Here is a 17,015-nt window from a genome sequence, read left to right on the forward strand (position 1 = left end):
AAACGCCGCAGAGCGGCGTTTTTTGGTTAGCTATCGCAAGTTTACTATCGATCTTTCAGTGGTTTGAAATCTCGCTTGTCGTAGCCAGTGTAAAGCTGACGTGGACGACCGATACGGTTTTGCGGGTCGCTGTGCATTTCATTCCAGTGAGCGATCCAACCAATGGTACGAGACATCGCGAAAATCACAGTGAACATTGACACTGGGATACCGATTGCTTTCAGGATAATGCCTGAGTAGAAGTCTACATTCGGGTAGAGTTTCTTCTCGATGAAGTAAGGGTCAGAAAGTGCAATTCTTTCCAGCTCCATAGCAACATCCAGCAGAGGATCGTTGATTTTCAGCTCATCAAGAACTTCGTGGCATGCTTCGTTCATTACAGTTGCGCGTGGGTCATAGTTCTTGTAAACGCGGTGACCGAAGCCCATCAAACGGAATGGGTCATCTTTATCTTTCGCGCGTTCGATGTACTCTGGAATGTTCTCGACAGAACCGATTTCTTCCAACATGCGCAGACAAGCTTCGTTTGCACCACCGTGAGCAGGGCCCCAAAGCGATGCGATACCCGCAGCAATACATGCAAATGGGTTTGCACCGGAAGAACCAGCCAGACGAACGGTAGATGTTGAAGCATTTTGCTCGTGATCTGCGTGAAGGGTAAAGATCTTGTCCATTGCACGAGCAACAACAGGATTCACTTCGTACTCTTCTGCTGGGGTCGCAAACATCATGTGTAGGAAGTTCTCTGCGTAATCCAGGTCGTTACGTGGGTAGATGAACGGCTGTCCGATCGAGTACTTGTAACACATAGCTGCCAGCGTTGGCATCTTCGACAGAAGACGGAACGCAGTGATTTCTCGGTGTGTGTCGTTGTTGATGTCCAAAGAGTCGTGGTAGAACGCAGCCAGTGCGCCAACCACACCTACCATGACAGCCATTGGGTGAGCGTCACGACGGAAACCATGGAAGAAACTCGCAATTTGTTCGTGAACCATGGTGTGGCGAGTTACGATACGACGGAACTCTTCATATTGTTTAGGACTTGGGGCTTCACCATATAGTAGGATGTAACAAACTTCCAAATAGTCAGCGTTATTGGCTAATTGATCAATTGGGTAGCCACGGTGCAATAAAACGCCAGCTGTGCCATCAATATAGGTAATTTGTGACTCACAAGACGCTGTTGCAACGAAACCTGGGTCAAACGTAAAAAAGCCGTTCGCGCCCAATGCACGTACATCGATCACTTCTGGACCGACTGTGCCCCCTTTGATCGGCAGTTCGATAGGTGCTTTCCCTTCAATTTGTAGGGTAGCTTTCTTCTCTGCCATAACATTCTCCTTTGTTTTTTTATAATCCTATCCCGGATACGGACCCCGTTGTTGTACCGATCGTCTCATTAGATGTCAATTTGCAGACGTGAACTTTGTCGGGTGTACGCAAGTATCAAAATTCTGTGCGCATTAAGTTAATGCTCTGTTTCGGGATTTCCGTCAATTTTATTGGTTTGTGTTTAAATGTTACGGGGCATATACTCTCCGGCAGGTCTCTGGATATTACATAATGCCGGGGCGTTTCGGGGCTCAAATCGATATTTTCAATGCGGATTTCAGTGCTTGAACTGCAGTTAATAGCAGTGGCACGTGAAAACGTAATAAATGATGTTGTAGGTCTGGCGCTGTAGCGAGATGTGATTCCAGAGGGTGTAATAACAATAATTTGCTCAATGGAGCTGAGTGGGCCATATCGTGAAAGTAAGAAAGCCAAGACCGGTAAACCTCGACCTCCAGACCATTCGCTTCCCTATCACAGCGATCGCGTCTATTGCGCACCGTGTGTCGGGTGTCATCACCTTTATCTCGGTCGCCATCCTTCTATGGCTATTAAGCCTCTCCTTATCATCCCCTAATGGTTTTGAAGCCGCCTCGAACATCGTAAATAGTTTCTTCGCCAAGTTTGTCCTATGGGGCATCCTGACTGCACTTGCTTATCATATTGTTGGCGGTATCCGTCACTTGTTGATGGACATGGGCCATTTTGAAGAGATGGAAAGTGGTTCGCAAAGCGCGAAAATCGGTTTCATCATCACTGCAGTGCTGTCTGTTTTAGCGGGGATTTTAGTATGGTAGGACACGTATCTTCTTTTGGCAGAAACGGGGTTCATGACTGGATTTTGCTCCGTGCGACTGCCATTATCATGACGCTTTACACCCTATACATGGTGGGTTTCTTTGCGTTTGGTCCCGAATTGACATATCAGAGCTGGATCGAGTTCTGGGGACAAACAAGCAACAAAGTATTCACCATGTTGGCGCTAGTGTGCGTACTTATCCACGCTTGGATAGGTATGTGGCAGGTATTGACTGACTACATCAAGCCGACCGTGCTGCGTATGTTTATGCAGTTTGGCATTGTTGCGCTGCTGTTTGTCTACTTGTTGACTGGCTTTTTTGTATTGTGGGGTGTGTAAGTGAGTATTCCAGTAAGAGAATTCGACGCAATAGTTATCGGTGCAGGTGGTGCAGGCATGCGCGCTGCACTGCAAATTTCTGAGCAGGGCCTGTCTTGTGCGCTGCTGTCTAAAGTTTTCCCAACCCGTTCCCACACCGTTTCTGCCCAGGGTGGTATTACGGTAGCACTGGGTAATTCCCATGAAGATAATTGGGAATGGCACATGTACGACACCGTCAAAGGATCCGATTACATCGGTGACCAAAACGCGATCGAATACATGTGTAAAACCGGTCCTCAATCCATTATCGAGCTGGAAAAAATGGGGCTTCCATTTTCCCGTTTCGATAACGGCCGCATTTATCAGCGTCCATTCGGCGGACAGTCTAAAGCATTTGGCGGCGAGCAGGCTGCGCGCACTGCAGCTGCAGCTGACCGTACTGGCCATGCTCTGCTTCACACGCTGTACCAGCAAAACATCAAAAACAAGACCACCATCTTCTCTGAGTGGTACGCGTTGGATCTGGTGAAAAACCAAGACGGTGCAGTTGTTGGTGCAACTGCGATGGACATGGAAACCGGCGAAATTTGCTATTTCAAAGCGAAGGCAACTGTCTTGGCGACAGGCGGTGCGGGCCGTATTTACCAGTCAACGACGAATGCACACATCAATACAGGTGATGGCGTAGGTATGGCACTGCGTGCGGGCGTACCAATGCAAGACATGGAAATGTGGCAGTTCCACCCAACCGGTATCGCAGGTGCAGGTGTACTAGTGACTGAAGGTTGTCGCGGCGAAGGTGGTTACCTCCTCAATAAAGATGGCGAGCGCTTCATGGAGCGTTATGCACCAAACGCGAAAGACCTTGCGGGTCGAGACGTTGTTGCACGTTCAATGATGGTAGAGATTCGTGAAGGCCGCGGTTGCGATGGCCCATGGGGTCCACACATCAAGCTGAAACTGGATCACTTAGGTAAAGATGTTCTGGAAGCGCGTCTGCCTGGTATCCTCGAGTTGTCTCGTACATTCGCGCACGTCGACCCGATTAAAGAGCCAATCCCAGTAATCCCAACCTGTCACTACATGATGGGCGGCGTACCGACACAAGTATCCGGTCAGGCCATTAAGCAAGACGCGAGCGGCAACGATGTTGAAGTTCAAGGCCTGTTTGCTTGTGGTGAGATAGCGAGTGTATCTGTCCATGGTGCAAACCGTCTGGGTGGTAACTCGCTGCTTGACCTTGTTGTATTTGGTCGCGCAACGGGACTGCACTTGGGTGAAACCTTGGCTGCGCAAGTGGAAGCACGCGATGCGTCTGAGTCTGACATCGAAGCCTCCTTGGCGCGAGTAAATCGCTGGAACACTACTCAGAAAGGCGAAGACCCGGTTCAAATCCGCAAAGACCTGCAATCTTGCATGCAGAATAACTTCTCGGTGTTCCGTGAAGGCGATGCGATGGCGAAAGGCTTGGAAGAGCTTAAAGTTATCCGCGAGCGCCTCAAAGAAGCGCGCTTGGATGACACATCATCAGAGTTCAACACTCAGCGTATCGAATGTCTGGAGTTGGACAACCTGATGGAAACTGCCTTTTCGACCGCGGTTGCTGCAAACTACCGTACGGAGAGCCGTGGCGCACATGCACGCTTTGACTTCCAAGAGCGTGACGATGAAAACTGGCTGTGCCACACCATCTACAACCCGGAAACAGAAGCGATGTCTAAGCGTGATGTGAACATGACGCCAGTACATCGTGAAGCTTTCCCACCGAAAGCGCGTACTTACTAAGGGAGGTAGAAGAGTATGAAACTGAATTTTTCTGTATACCGTTACAACCCGGACGTTGATGACGCGCCGCACATGAAAGGGTACACGCTGGAAGTGCCAGACGGTTCTGACATGATGGTGCTGGATGCGCTGATCCTGTTGAAAGAGCAAGATCCAACGTTGGCATTCCGTCGTTCATGCCGCGAAGGTGTGTGTGGTTCTGACGGTATTAACATGAACGGTAAGAACGGTCTGGCATGTATCACACCGCTGTCAGCCTTGACTGACAAATCAAGCATTGTGATTCGTCCACTGCCTGGCCTGCCAGTAGTTCGTGACCTGATTGTCGATATGACTCAGTTCTACCAGAACTATGAGCGTGTTAAGCCTTACCTGATTAATGACAGCACACCGCCATCGCGTGAGAATCTTCAATCGCCTGACGACCGTGCTCACCTTGATGGCCTGTATGAGTGCATCATGTGTGCATGTTGTACCACCTCGTGCCCATCGTTCTGGTGGAACCCAGATAAGTTCGTAGGCCCTGCAGGGCTTCTGGCTGCATATCGTTGGCTGATTGACAGCCGCGACACTGCGACAGATGAACGTTTATCAGATCTGGACGACGCTTTTAGCGTTTTCCGTTGCCATAGCATCATGAACTGTGTAAATGTTTGTCCCAAAGGGCTAAATCCTACGAAAGCAATCGGCCATATTCGTTCAATGCTGCTCAAACGCGCAGTGTAGTATCGGCCTCTGTACACCTACATATATTAAGATTTAGGCTCCCTTTCGGGGGAGCTTAAAAGGAACGCCGGTTAACCCCCGGTCGTAGCAACATAAAAACTAAGTGGTTAAGGGATAACAATGCAAAATGGCGTGATGAAGGCTTGGTTTGAGTCTTCTCATTTGGCTGGCGCCAATGCAACTTACGTAGAAGATCTCTACGAACTGTACCTCAGTGACCCCGAGTCTGTAGATAGCGAATGGCGAGCAGTTTTTGATGAACTGCCTGTCGTGAATGGCAACGCAACCGAGCAACCCCACTCAAGAGTTCGTGAATATTTCCGCAGACTTGCTACCGAGACAGCGCATTTCAGTGCATCAGTCAGTGATCCGGACGTCGACGCGAAACAGGTTAAAGTTCTTCAACTTATCAACGCCTACCGTTTCCGTGGACACCAACAAGCAAATCTGGACCCTCTTGGTCTTTGGCAGCGCGAACGCGTGCCTGACTTAGACCCATCTTTTCATAGTCTGAATGAAGACGATTTCCAAGAGTCATTTAACGTAGGTTCTTTTGCCATTGGGCAAGAGAGCATGAAACTTGCCGACCTCTACGAAGCACTGACCAAGACCTATTGTGGTTCTATCGGTGCGGAGTACATGCATATTACCAACACAGAAGAGAAGCGCTGGATTCAGCAACGCCTTGAATCTGTCGTTGGCCAGCCAGAATTTTCCAACGACGAGAAATTGACCTTGTTGGAAGAACTGACTGCGGCGGAAGGCCTCGAGCGTTATCTCGGTGCTAAATTCCCAGGCGCAAAGCGTTTCTCGTTGGAAGGCGGTGATGCGCTTATCCCGATGGTGAAAGAAGTCATTCGCCACTCAGGCACACAAGGTGTGCGTGAAGTGGTTGTTGGCATGGCGCACCGTGGTCGTTTGAACATGCTGGTTAACGTCCTGGGCAAGAAGCCTTCGGAACTGTTTGATGAGTTTGCAGGTAAACATGGTGAATCATGGGGTACGGGTGATGTGAAGTATCACCAAGGTTTCTCGAGCGATTTCGCAACACTGGGCGGCGATGTTCATCTGGTTCTTGCATTTAACCCGTCGCACCTCGAAATCGTAAACCCTGTGGTTATGGGGTCTGTACGTGCCCGTCAAGATCGCCTTGGCGACAAAAATGGTTCAATGGTACTGCCGATCACTATCCATGGCGACTCTGCGATTGCAGGTCAGGGTGTGGTGCAAGAGACGTTCAACATGTCTCAGGCTCGCGGCTATCGAGTTGGCGGTACCATTCGTATCGTGGTTAATAACCAAGTGGGCTTCACCACTTCAAACCCGAAAGATACCCGTTCCACACAATACTGTACTGATATCGCGAAGATGGTTCAGGCGCCGATTTTCCACGTGAATGCAGATGACCCGGAAGCGGTGGCATTTGTTGCACGTCTGGCTATTGATTACCGAAACGAATTCAAGCGTGATGTCGTGATTGATCTGGTGTGTTACCGTCGCCACGGCCACAATGAAGCGGACGAGCCAAATGCAACTCAGCCGCTGATGTACCAGAAAATCAAAAAGCACCCCACACCACGCAAGCTCTATGCAGACGTGCTGGCAGACAAGGGGGTTGCTGACGTTGAGAAAGCCACTGAGCTTGTTAACGGATATCGTGATGCTCTGGATCACGGTGAAATCGTGGTGAAAGAGTACCGTCCAATGGCGCTTCACTCTGTTGACTGGTCTCCTTATTTGGGCCACGACTGGACAGTTGAATGGCCAAATACCTTTGATAAACAGCGTTTGGTCGAATTGGCTAAACGCCTTTGTACATATCCTGAGAGTCATAAGCTCCACAGTCGTGTAAACAAGCTTTACAACGATCGTTTAGCCATGACCAACGGTGAAAAAGCCCTGGATTGGGGTATGGCCGAAACACTGGCTTACGCGACAATCGTCGATGAAAGTCGCCGCATTCGCATCACCGGCCAGGATTCCGGCCGCGGTACCTTCTTTCACCGTCATGCCGTATTGCACAATCAAACCGATGCTAGCACCTACATTCCACTGACAAACATCCATGATAAACAAGGCCCATTCCAGGTTTTTGACTCTGTTTTGTCAGAAGAAGCAGTACTGGCATTTGAATACGGCTATGCGACGGCAGAGCCAGGTGGCTTGACTGTCTGGGAAGCTCAATTTGGTGACTTTGCAAATGGTGCACAAGTCGTCATAGACCAGTTCATCAGCTCCGGTGAGCAAAAGTGGGGCCGTATGTGTGGTTTGACCATGCTACTGCCACATGGCTACGAAGGTCAGGGCCCTGAGCACTCATCAGCTCGCCTTGAGCGTTATTTGCAACTTTGTGCTGAGCAAAACATGCAGGTTATCGTTCCTTCGACGCCTGCACAGGTTTACCACATGCTGCGTCGCCAGGTGTTCCGCCCAATGCGTCGCCCTCTGATTGTAATGTCGCCAAAATCACTGCTCCGTCATCCACTGTGTACTTCAACACTGGATGAACTGGCAGACGGCAACTTCCAACCAGCAATCGGCGAGATTGACGAGCTGGATCCAAAAGCGGTCAAACGCGTCGTGATGTGTTCAGGTAAGGTCTACTTTGACTTGCTGGAAGCGCGTCGCAAAGAAGAAATTAAAGATGTCGCCATCATTCGTATTGAGCAGATCTACCCGTTCCCGAAAGAGGACGTACAGGCTGCGATCAGCGAATATGTTAATGCCAAAGACTTTGTCTGGTGCCAGGAAGAGCCGCAGAACCAAGGCGCTTGGTACAGCAGCCAGCACAATTTCCGCTTGGCAATTCCGGCTGACGCCACCCTGAGCTATGCAGGCCGTGAGGCTTCTGCATCTCCGGCGGTAGGCTATATGTCGGTGCACTTAAAACAACAAAAAGCGTTGATTGAAGACGCTCTTACCCTGAATTAAGAACTAGAAAGCTAAGGAATTAAACGAAATGACAATCGAAATTCTGGTTCCCGACCTACCTGAATCTGTTGCTGATGCAACAGTGGCGACATGGCACAAGAAACCAGGCGATGCGGTAAGCCGTGACGAAGTACTGGTTGATATCGAAACAGATAAAGTGGTTCTGGAAGTTCCAGCACCAGACGATGGCGTGCTAGAAGCCATTGTTGAAGAAGAAGGTGCAACGGTTCTGTCGAAGCAACTGATCGCTAAGCTTAAGCCTGGCGCTGTTGCTGGTGAGCCAACTCAAGATGCTCCAACGTCTTCGGAAGCATCTCCTGACAAGCGTCACACTGCGTCGCTATCAGAAGAGTCAAACGATGCGCTGAGCCCAGCAGTTCGTCGTCTTCTTGCTGAAAATGATCTGACGCCTGAACAAATTAAAGGCACAGGTGTTGGTGGCCGAATCACTCGCGAAGATGTAGATGCGTTCCTGAAAAGTGGTGGTGCGAAAGCAGCTGCACCAGCAGCGGCTAAAGAAGAAGCGCCTGCACTTGGTCATCGTAGCGAAAAACGTGTTCCTATGACGCGTCTTCGTAAGCGTGTTGCGGAACGTTTGCTCGAAGCGAAAAACAGCACAGCGATGCTGACGACGTTTAACGAAGTGAACATGAAACCAATCATGGACATTCGTAAGCAATACAAAGACGTGTTCGAAGAGCGCCACGGTATTCGTTTGGGCTTTATGTCTTTCTACGTGAAAGCTGTTGTTGAAGCTTTGAAACGTTACCCAGAAGTGAATGCGTCAATTGATGGTGATGACATTGTTTATCACAACTTCTTTGACGTCAGCATGGCCGTTTCGACTCCTCGTGGTCTGGTAACGCCAGTATTGCGTGACTGTGACCGCCTGGGTCTGGCTGAGATCGAAAAAGGGATCAAAGAGCTGGCCATTAAAGGTCGTGACGGTAAGCTGACGGTTGATGAACTGACCGGCGGTAATTTCACCATCACAAACGGTGGTGTATTTGGTTCTCTGATGTCGACGCCGATTATCAACCCACCACAAGCTGCTATTCTTGGTATGCACAAGATCCAAGAGCGTCCAATGGCAGTTGATGGAAAGGTTGAGATTCTGCCAATGATGTACCTTGCTCTCTCTTATGATCACCGTTTGATTGATGGACGCGAGTCTGTTGGTTTCTTGGTGACTGTAAAAGAGCTTTTAGAAGACCCAACGCGTCTGCTGCTTGACGTATAAGCAGCCCGGTTTATACCGGAGAGCAGGGGGCTGGAGCCCCCTGTGTGGAAAGCAAATTAAACCTATAAAACGGAAATAGACACGGATAGAACATCATGAATCTGCACGAATATCAGTCAAAACAGCTGTTTGCTGAATACGGGCTGCCAGTATCCGAAGGGTATGCCTGTGACACTCCTCAAGAAGCTGCTGAAGCCGCTGACAAACTAGGCGGAAACAAGTGGGTTGTTAAATGTCAGGTACACGCTGGTGGTCGCGGTAAAGCGGGCGGTGTGAAACTGGTTAGCAACAAAGAAGAAATCAAAGAATTCGCACAGAACTGGTTGGGCAAAAATCTGGTGACTTACCAGACAGATGCAAATGGCCAGCCTGTTAGCAAAATCCTGGTTGAAGAGTGTACTGACATTGCTCAAGAACTCTACCTGGGCGCAGTAGTAGACCGTGGTTCACGTCGCGTTGTTTTCATGGCATCTACTGAAGGTGGTGTGGAAATCGAAAAAGTCGCTGAGGAGACGCCAGAGCTGATCCACAAAGCGGCGATCGATCCATTGGTAGGGCCTCAGCCATACCAAGGCCGCCAACTGGCTTTCAAACTGGGTCTTCAAGGCGAGCAAATCAAGCAATTCACCAAAATTTTCATGGGTATTGCAAAGCTGTTCATCGAGCGCGATGTTGCACTGGTGGAAGTGAATCCACTGGTTATTACTGATCAAGGTAACCTGCACTGTCTGGATGCAAAACTGGCTGTAGATAGCAACGCCGTTTACCGTCAGCCAAAAATCCGTGAAATGCACGATCCATCTCAGGACGATCCACGTGAAGCACACGCTGCACAGTGGGAACTGAACTATGTTGCTTTGGACGGTAGCATTGGTTGTATGGTCAACGGTGCGGGCCTGGCAATGGGTACCATGGACATCGTAAACCTGCACGGCGGCAGCCCTGCAAACTTCCTGGATGTTGGTGGCGGCGCAACGAAAGAACGCGTTACTGAAGCATTCAAAATCATCCTCTCTGACGACAACGTAAAAGCTGTTCTGGTGAACATCTTCGGCGGTATCGTGCGCTGTGACCTGATAGCTGACGGCATCATCGGTGCGGTAGAAGAAGTTGGCGTTAAAGTACCGGTTGTTGTGCGCCTTGAAGGTAACAACGCTGAGCTTGGCGCGAAGAAACTGGCTGAGTCTGGCCTGAACATTATTGCTGCGACCTCACTGACTGAAGCAGCAGAGAAAGTTGTTGCTGCAGCGGAGGGCAAATAATGTCTGTTTTGATTAACAAAGATACCAAAGTAATCTGTCAGGGTTTCACCGGTGGTCAGGGTACTTTCCACTCAGAACAAGCGATAGAGTACGGAACGCAGATGGTTGGTGGTGTATCACCAGGCAAAGGCGGCACGACTCATCTGGGTCTTCCAGTGTTCAACACTGTGGCAGAAGCCGTGGAAGCAACTGGCGCGACAGCGACTGTAATCTATGTACCAGCACCGTTCTGTAAAGATGCGATCCTGGAAGCGATTGATGCAGGTATCGAACTGATTGTGACCATCACCGAAGGTATCCCTACGCTGGATATGCTGGAAGTGAAGGTGAAGCTTGATGAAGCTGGCGTTCGCATGATTGGCCCAAACTGCCCAGGCGTTATTACTCCGGGCGAATGTAAGATTGGTATTATGCCTGGCCACATTCACAAGCCAGGTAAAGTGGGTATCGTGTCTCGTTCAGGTACCCTGACTTATGAAGCGGTTAAGCAGACGACTGACGAAGGTTTCGGCCAATCTACTTGTGTAGGTATCGGTGGTGACCCAATCCCAGGCTCTAACTTCATCGACGTTCTGAAAATGTTTGAAGAAGATCCACAGACTGAAGCGATTGTGATGATCGGTGAAATCGGTGGTACCGCAGAAGAAGAAGCCGCTGCATTCATCAAAGAGAATGTGACTAAGCCAGTTGTTTCTTACATTGCTGGTGTGACTGCTCCTCCGGGCAAACGTATGGGTCACGCAGGTGCGATCATCTCTGGCGGTAAAGGTACTGCGGAAGACAAATTCGCAGCACTGGAAACCGCTGGTGTAACTACAGTAAAAAGCCTAGCCGATATCGGTAAAGCACTGCGTTCACGTACTGGCTGGTAAAACACCAGACGTTAAAAAACCGCTCCTCGGAGCGGTTTTTTTGTATCTAGGAAATGCTACTCAGCTTGCTTGTAAAACTGGCTGAGAAAGAAAAGAAAACCTGCAGCGACAACCACAGAAGGGCCAGCTGGCGTATCTTCAAACCACGACAATGCAATGCCGCCAAACACTGCAATAACACCAATCGCGCTGGCAAGTAACGCCATCTGCTCAGGACTCTTGGAAAACCGTCGCGCTGTTGCGGCGGGAATAATCATTAGCGAAGTAATAATAAGCGCACCGACAAACTTCATGGCGACCGCTATGACCAACCCAACCAACAGCATCAGAACAAGTTTGAGTCTATCGACGTTGTAACCGTCGACCCTAGCCATCTCTTCGTTAACGGTAATCGCAAGAAACGGCGTCCAGAGTTTGTATAGAAGAGCAGATACAACGACGCATCCTGCTGCAATCCAACTAATGTCCCCCATTGTGACAGATAAGAGATCACCAAACAGATAAGCCATTAAATCGACGCGCAGATCGTCGACAAAGCTTATCGTGACCAAGCCAAGCGACAGGGAAGTGTGAGCAATAATACCAAGCAGGGTATCTGTAGAAACGCTGCTTTTACGCTGCAGTCCAACCAACAAAGTGCCAATGACAACACAACTAAAAATCAGTGCAATATTCAGGTTTACCTGAAGCATAAATCCAAGAGCTAATCCCAAGAGGGAGCCATGTGCCAGCGTATCGCCGAAATATGCCATCTTGCGCCAAACAACGAACGAGCCTAGAGGACCGACAGTTGCAGCAATAAGGATGCCTGCAAAAAGTGGGATCGCAAGAAACTCAAGCATTATGGTTATCTCCGTGTTGGCAGGGACCAATAGGGCTTCCTGACAGGTCGTGTTCATGGTTATGGTGATGTTGGTAGAGTGCCAGTTGTTCGCATTCACGACGACCGAACAAAGCAATGTACTTAGGGTGTGAAGAGATGGCTTCAGGCTCACCTGAGCAGCAAACGTGGTGTTGAAGGCAGATAACTTCGTCAGTTTTTGCCATTACAATATGGAGGTCATGAGAAACCATGAGCACTGAGCACTGTAATTTGTCTTTCAATTCGCTTATTAGACTGTAAAGTTCAAGTTGGCCTGATACATCCACGCCTTGAACGGGTTCATCTAAAACCAACAAGTCGGGTTTTTTTAATACGGCGCTTGCCAACAATACCCGTTGACATTCCCCGCCGGACAAGGTGTGCATATTGGCATGGAGCAATTTAGTCGCACCAACAAGTGCCAACGCTTCAACAATGCTCTTCCGATTAGCTCCCGGCGAAAGCTTTAAAAAGCGTTCCACATTAAGGGGGAGACTTTCATTTAGTTTGAGTTTCTGCGGTACATAGCCAACTTTCAATCCTTTACTCTTTTCCACTTTCCCAATGCAGGGTTTTGTTAAGCCAATAACCGTCTTAACAAGCGTGGATTTTCCGGCACCATTTGGGCCGATCAATGTCGTGATCTTATTTCTGTAGAGGGACAGAGAGACGCGGTCCAATACACTTTTGCCATCAAAGATGACAGAAACGTGGTCGAGTTTAACGAGAGCTGAGGACATATTTTGAACAAGTTGTTTAAAAATGAAATGTTATATTATAACATTTCTCGCCTTATTTAAATTCGCATGATGGATGACACGATGATCAGTAGTACAAAGAAGTTTTTCATAGCCCTTTTGTTAATCCTTCCGGCTGTTGCGAGTGCCCAACCTAATCTGGTGACGACTATCAAACCACTTGGGCTGATAGCCAAAGATATAGCAGGTAATCATGCCAACGTGGAAGTCTTACTGCCGGATAGCGCTTCTCCGCATGATTATGCGCTTAAACCGTCGGACCTAAAAAAAATCTCTAAGGCTGACGCGGTATTCTGGGTAGGCCCAGAAGTGGAATTGTTTTTGGAGAAGCTTCTGGGTGACGCGGATAACGCAGTGCGTCTGACGACTTACCCAGGTATGCCAGTGCGTTATTTTGAAGAAGGTGCACATGGCCATGATGATCATGACCATCATGGTCACTCACATGATGGAATTGATGGTCATATATGGTTAGGACCGGATCAGAGTGTGGTGATTGCCCAAGCGGTGAAAGACAAATTGGTCAAACTTGATCCTTCAAATACCAAGGACTACGAGGTTAACTACGCCAGGTTTAAAACGGAACTGGAAAATTTGAAATCTTCTCTGCAAAACCGCTTTTCAGTCATCGATAATAAGGGATATTTTCTTTTCCATGATGCCTATGGGTATTTTGAAGATGCGTTTAAGCTGAACTCATTGGGACATCTCACCATCAACCCTGAACGTAAACCAGGTGCAAAAACGTTGGTGGCAATTCGAGGCGCTATTAAAAAAGGTCATGCAAAGTGTGTATTCAGTGAACCGCAGTTTAACCCAGCGATGGTATCAACACTGGTAAAAGGGACTAATGCTAAAGTACTGGTGCTTGACCCAATGGGAACGGACCTGAGGGTGGATAAGGATAAATATGTTGATTTCCTAAATCAATTGGGAAGTCAGTATTTGGCTTGTTTCGGAGAAATTTGAGTCGAGGTAATGTGAGGTTGTTCGCATAACCTCCAACTTCGCCGAAGACCAATTTCGAAAAGCTGCGAAAATGCAGTGACAGTAAGGAACATACAAAACAATAATGTCACTGCTTTACTATTTGCTTGCTAAATATAGACTTTTCCCCTTGGTGATCTTGACCTTTATCGGGCAGTCGGTAGCGGTTCAGGCGTCGCCCATTTTTTATACCTTTCCATTTCCCTCTGCTAGCGACACCTCAAAAATTAAAGAGATTGAATATGCGGATCGAAGAGGTGTTTGGCTTCTAGATACCAATGGGCGTGTTAGCTATTACGATGGCGTCCACTATCACAAGCTAGATGCATTTACACCCATAGGGCAGGATGTTTCGCATATTGAATTGTTTAATAGAGACTTGTGGCTGGTCTCCAAGGGGCAGCTACTTCAATATGACATAAGCAACAACCGATTGGCCCCGTTCAATTTGAAGGGGAAGGTGACGGAAATTATTGGAACACCTGACCACTTGTGGGTTAATACCGTCACCCACACCTATTTGATAGATAAAAAGGCACTCCAGACCCAGACGTATTCAGACGTCCCTTTTTCGGGGATCTTCGAGTTGGGGGAGCGTGCTGTTGCCCAGGACGGTGATAAGGTCTTTGCGTTGCCTTCGGGGTCTTTGATTTTTGAATTAAGCACTGAGCTAAGTGCGATTGAGGAAATCAATGACCAGTATTGGGCTGGAACCGAACAAGGGATCTTTGTCTTTGAAGAAGGAAATGGGCAGAGGCGTTATCTTAGCAATATTCGGATTGACCATTTAGCTGTGACGGCTGAGGGGGTATGGGCAGGTACTCCTTCAGGGCTTTTTCTTAAGAAAGCTGAAGACGAAGAGTTCGTACTTCTTTCGGGGCAAAGTGATGATGCATTTAGCTTTTCCGGGCACGCTATTCGTGACCTTCAACTAGGCGTGATGGAAGAGCTTTGGGTCGCAACTGACGTGGGGCTGAATTACCGCAGCACGGTTGCTACCCATATTGACCGATTTCCAATGTATATTCTGTCACCTGAGCCTGGTGAAGAGCAGCTTTCTGCACTTGTGCCTCATGGTAATGATTACCTGCTAAGTACGCGTTATAAACTAGTCGCCCTAGATGACAAACTTAACCCTATAAAATCGACACAGTTTGATTCCGCAATCGATAGCATGATCATGTTTGATGGTATTTTGTGGGTCGCCTCGGCTTCAGGCCTCAAAGCTTATGACCCCGAGACATTTTCGTTGCTGGAAGGAAAAGTGCCAAAGGCGATCGAGGATACTCCTGTGAACCGTATTATCAGTGACAGTCATTCTCTATGGCTCGCTGAGGGGGCTAATATTATGCGTTTTTGGCCCAAAGGTCAGACGGTGGTGGATTTTGGTAGTGACTGGTCGGGCTCTTTTAATAACAGGTTAACTTCTGTTATAGATCTTGAAGAGAGTGGCACTTGGCTAGGAACGATCAATGGCCTCTATTTCTATTTCGATGGCAGGTTTATTCCCAAGCTGACCCGAGAGCAAGTCGGCGCCATAAAGTCTCTCAAAGTGGGGCCTGACGGCGAAGTGTGGATGCTGACCCAACGTGGGGTTTATACCTATGACGCAGTAAAGCAAGCGCTGCCGCAAGAGCGCTTCGTAAATACACCTGATGATATTGCTAAGTGTTTGGTCGTAAACGGTGCGTCTTCTTTGTACGTCACCAGTAAAGGAATATATCGACATCAGTTTTCAAACCAGGCGTTGCAATTTGTTCAGGGTGCGCCGAATTCAGTCCCTTCGCTCCGCCACTATTGCCAAAAGAACGAAGAGAAAATGCTGATTGCTGGTGACTTCGGTGTGTTCTCAATACCCGAGCCAACTTTAGCCTTCCTTTTCAATGCTCCACCTGCCCCTGTTTCTCCTAGTGCAATATACGTGAATGGAATTCCTTGGAGGCTGGGACCTTCTTCAGATGAGCCTTTGAGTATATCCACCAGAGGAACGGTAGCGATTGAAGTGGGACAAATGCCTTTTGCCACTACCGATAAGGTCGAATATCGCCTGGAAGGCAATGGTGATGATAGCTGGTATACAACCAATGATCAGAAACTAGTATTCAGCGCTCTGAATACTGGCAAATACACGCTTGTTCTCAAGTTGAGAAAAGGAAGTGGCCCGAGCCAAGAGGTGAGTGTAATCAGTTTTGTGATTGAGCCTCCATGGCATGAGCGAATCGGGTACTTCCTGTTTGTGTTATGTGTTGTCATCATCTGCACCGCTTTGTACTACAGGAAGAAGAACACAGCTATTAGGGCGCAGAACAAGCAGTTAAGGGAAACCGTTCATCGCAAAGTCATTGAGATTGATAAGCGAGAGGCATCCACTAAGCGTTTCTGCAACGGCTCTCGCGACTCATTATCAGTTTTTGAATCTGGATCAGTCGAAATACCTCATAGTATGACCACAGACTCAGTGTCCAATAGCGTTGACAAAGAAGCCGAAGACTGGCACGAGCGTATCTTGTCCGAAATCGGAAACCATTTCCACGATCCTGAATATTCGACGGCATTATTGGCAAAAGCGCTGTTTACCTCTGAGCGGAGCTTACAACGAAGATTCAAGCTGGAGCTTGGCAGTACCTTCAAGGAAGTATTGATTACAACACGTTTGGAGAATGCAAAGCGAATGTTGTGCCAGGGAGACAAGATCACTGATGTGGCGGTAGCTTGCGGATTTAATGAGCCTTCCTACTTTACTAAGTCGTTCAAGTTGAAATATGGCGTCACACCCTCACAGTTCAGGGATACGTGTGGCAGTGAACAGCACGCATAACTATACCCAAGCAACCTGAATATGCAGTATTTAGTGAGTTTGACTAGCGTTGTGATCGCCGCGTTACTCAACGCGCCCGAAGGGAGTTCATCAATGCGCCTACTTCTTCGTTAAATTCCACGGAAACAGAACGACGATTTCCCGCAAAACTTGCCTTGAATTAAACGCATTGATGGCCTCTGAATGCGAGTATGTTCAGCTCGTTTGGGGACAAAGCGCCCTGAATAAAGTTTTTACTTGTGATTTGAGCCAGATACTTTCCGATAAGCGGGGAAATATAGATATGCTTGAGACTTAGGTTGATTGTAGCGCTTGAAAAGTA

Annotated in this window: 13 protein-coding genes; 10 read left to right on the top strand and 3 right to left on the bottom strand. The window is 48.4% G+C overall.

All coding sequences use genetic code 11. The features are described 5' to 3' along the window. Window positions 1-44: 44 nt before the first annotated feature. A complete protein-coding gene (locus tag VP504_RS16535; protein ID WP_062704901.1) occupies window positions 45-1,331 on the bottom strand; it encodes a citrate synthase in 1,287 nt (428 codons plus the stop codon). A 405-nt stretch (window positions 1,332-1,736) separates the two neighbouring features. On the opposite strand from VP504_RS16535, the gene sdhC reads away from it, so the two are divergent. The 8 genes from sdhC (at window position 1,737) to sucD (ending at window position 11,268) form a co-directional block, all read left to right on the top strand. After that, a complete protein-coding gene (sdhC, locus tag VP504_RS16540) occupies window positions 1,737-2,129 on the top strand; it encodes a succinate dehydrogenase cytochrome b556 subunit (protein ID WP_325892126.1) in 393 nt (130 codons plus the stop codon). Next, on the top strand, window positions 2,123-2,470 hold the full coding sequence (gene sdhD / locus VP504_RS16545; protein ID WP_325892127.1) for a succinate dehydrogenase, hydrophobic membrane anchor protein: 348 nt from the start codon (window positions 2,123-2,125) through the stop codon (window positions 2,468-2,470). The genes sdhC and sdhD overlap by 7 nt, the downstream gene beginning before the upstream one ends. Continuing rightward, entirely contained in the window at window positions 2,471-4,237 is a 1,767-nt protein-coding gene (sdhA, locus tag VP504_RS16550) for a succinate dehydrogenase flavoprotein subunit (protein WP_325892128.1), read from the top strand. Window positions 4,238-4,252: 15 nt separating this feature from the next. Beyond that, window positions 4,253-4,963 (top strand): succinate dehydrogenase iron-sulfur subunit, encoded by a 711-nt coding sequence (locus VP504_RS16555; protein ID WP_062662716.1) that lies wholly within the window; start codon window positions 4,253-4,255, stop codon window positions 4,961-4,963. Window positions 4,964-5,083: 120 nt separating this feature from the next. Further along, a complete protein-coding gene (sucA, locus tag VP504_RS16560) occupies window positions 5,084-7,894 on the top strand; it encodes a 2-oxoglutarate dehydrogenase E1 component (RefSeq protein WP_325892129.1) in 2,811 nt (936 codons plus the stop codon). A gap of 28 nt (window positions 7,895-7,922) precedes the next feature. Beyond that, on the top strand, window positions 7,923-9,134 hold the full coding sequence (gene odhB / locus VP504_RS16565) for a 2-oxoglutarate dehydrogenase complex dihydrolipoyllysine-residue succinyltransferase (RefSeq protein ID WP_325892130.1): 1,212 nt from the start codon (window positions 7,923-7,925) through the stop codon (window positions 9,132-9,134). A 95-nt stretch (window positions 9,135-9,229) separates the two neighbouring features. After that, a complete protein-coding gene (gene sucC, locus VP504_RS16570) occupies window positions 9,230-10,396 on the top strand; it encodes an ADP-forming succinate--CoA ligase subunit beta (RefSeq protein ID WP_062662709.1) in 1,167 nt (388 codons plus the stop codon). Then, entirely contained in the window at window positions 10,396-11,268 is an 873-nt protein-coding gene (gene sucD, locus VP504_RS16575) for a succinate--CoA ligase subunit alpha (RefSeq protein WP_325892131.1), read from the top strand. The genes sucC and sucD overlap by 1 nt, the downstream gene beginning before the upstream one ends. A 56-nt stretch (window positions 11,269-11,324) precedes the next feature. On the opposite strand, the gene znuB is transcribed toward sucD, so the two are convergent. Both znuB and znuC read right to left on the bottom strand, forming a co-directional pair. Next, window positions 11,325-12,110, bottom strand: a complete 786-nt coding sequence (znuB, locus tag VP504_RS16580) for a zinc ABC transporter permease subunit ZnuB (protein ID WP_325892132.1) — start codon at window positions 12,108-12,110, stop codon at window positions 11,325-11,327. Continuing rightward, window positions 12,103-12,870 carry a zinc ABC transporter ATP-binding protein ZnuC gene (znuC, locus tag VP504_RS16585; RefSeq protein ID WP_062704913.1) on the bottom strand — a complete coding sequence of 256 codons (768 nt, stop codon included), beginning with the start codon at window positions 12,868-12,870 and terminating at the stop codon, window positions 12,103-12,105. The genes znuB and znuC overlap by 8 nt, the downstream gene beginning before the upstream one ends. Window positions 12,871-12,951: 81 nt before the next feature. On the opposite strand from znuC, the gene znuA reads away from it, so the two are divergent. Beyond that, window positions 12,952-13,857: a zinc ABC transporter substrate-binding protein ZnuA gene (znuA, locus tag VP504_RS16590; protein WP_325892133.1), complete on the top strand. Its 906-nt coding sequence runs from the start codon at window positions 12,952-12,954 to the stop codon at window positions 13,855-13,857. A 103-nt stretch (window positions 13,858-13,960) separates the two neighbouring features. Beyond that, window positions 13,961-16,693 (top strand): helix-turn-helix domain-containing protein, encoded by a 2,733-nt coding sequence (locus VP504_RS16595; protein WP_325892135.1) that lies wholly within the window; start codon window positions 13,961-13,963, stop codon window positions 16,691-16,693. Window positions 16,694-17,015: the final 322 nt, after the last annotated feature.

Source organism: Grimontia sp. NTOU-MAR1 (genome assembly GCF_035758505.1).
Taxonomy (GTDB): domain Bacteria; phylum Pseudomonadota; class Gammaproteobacteria; order Enterobacterales; family Vibrionaceae; genus Enterovibrio; species Enterovibrio marinus.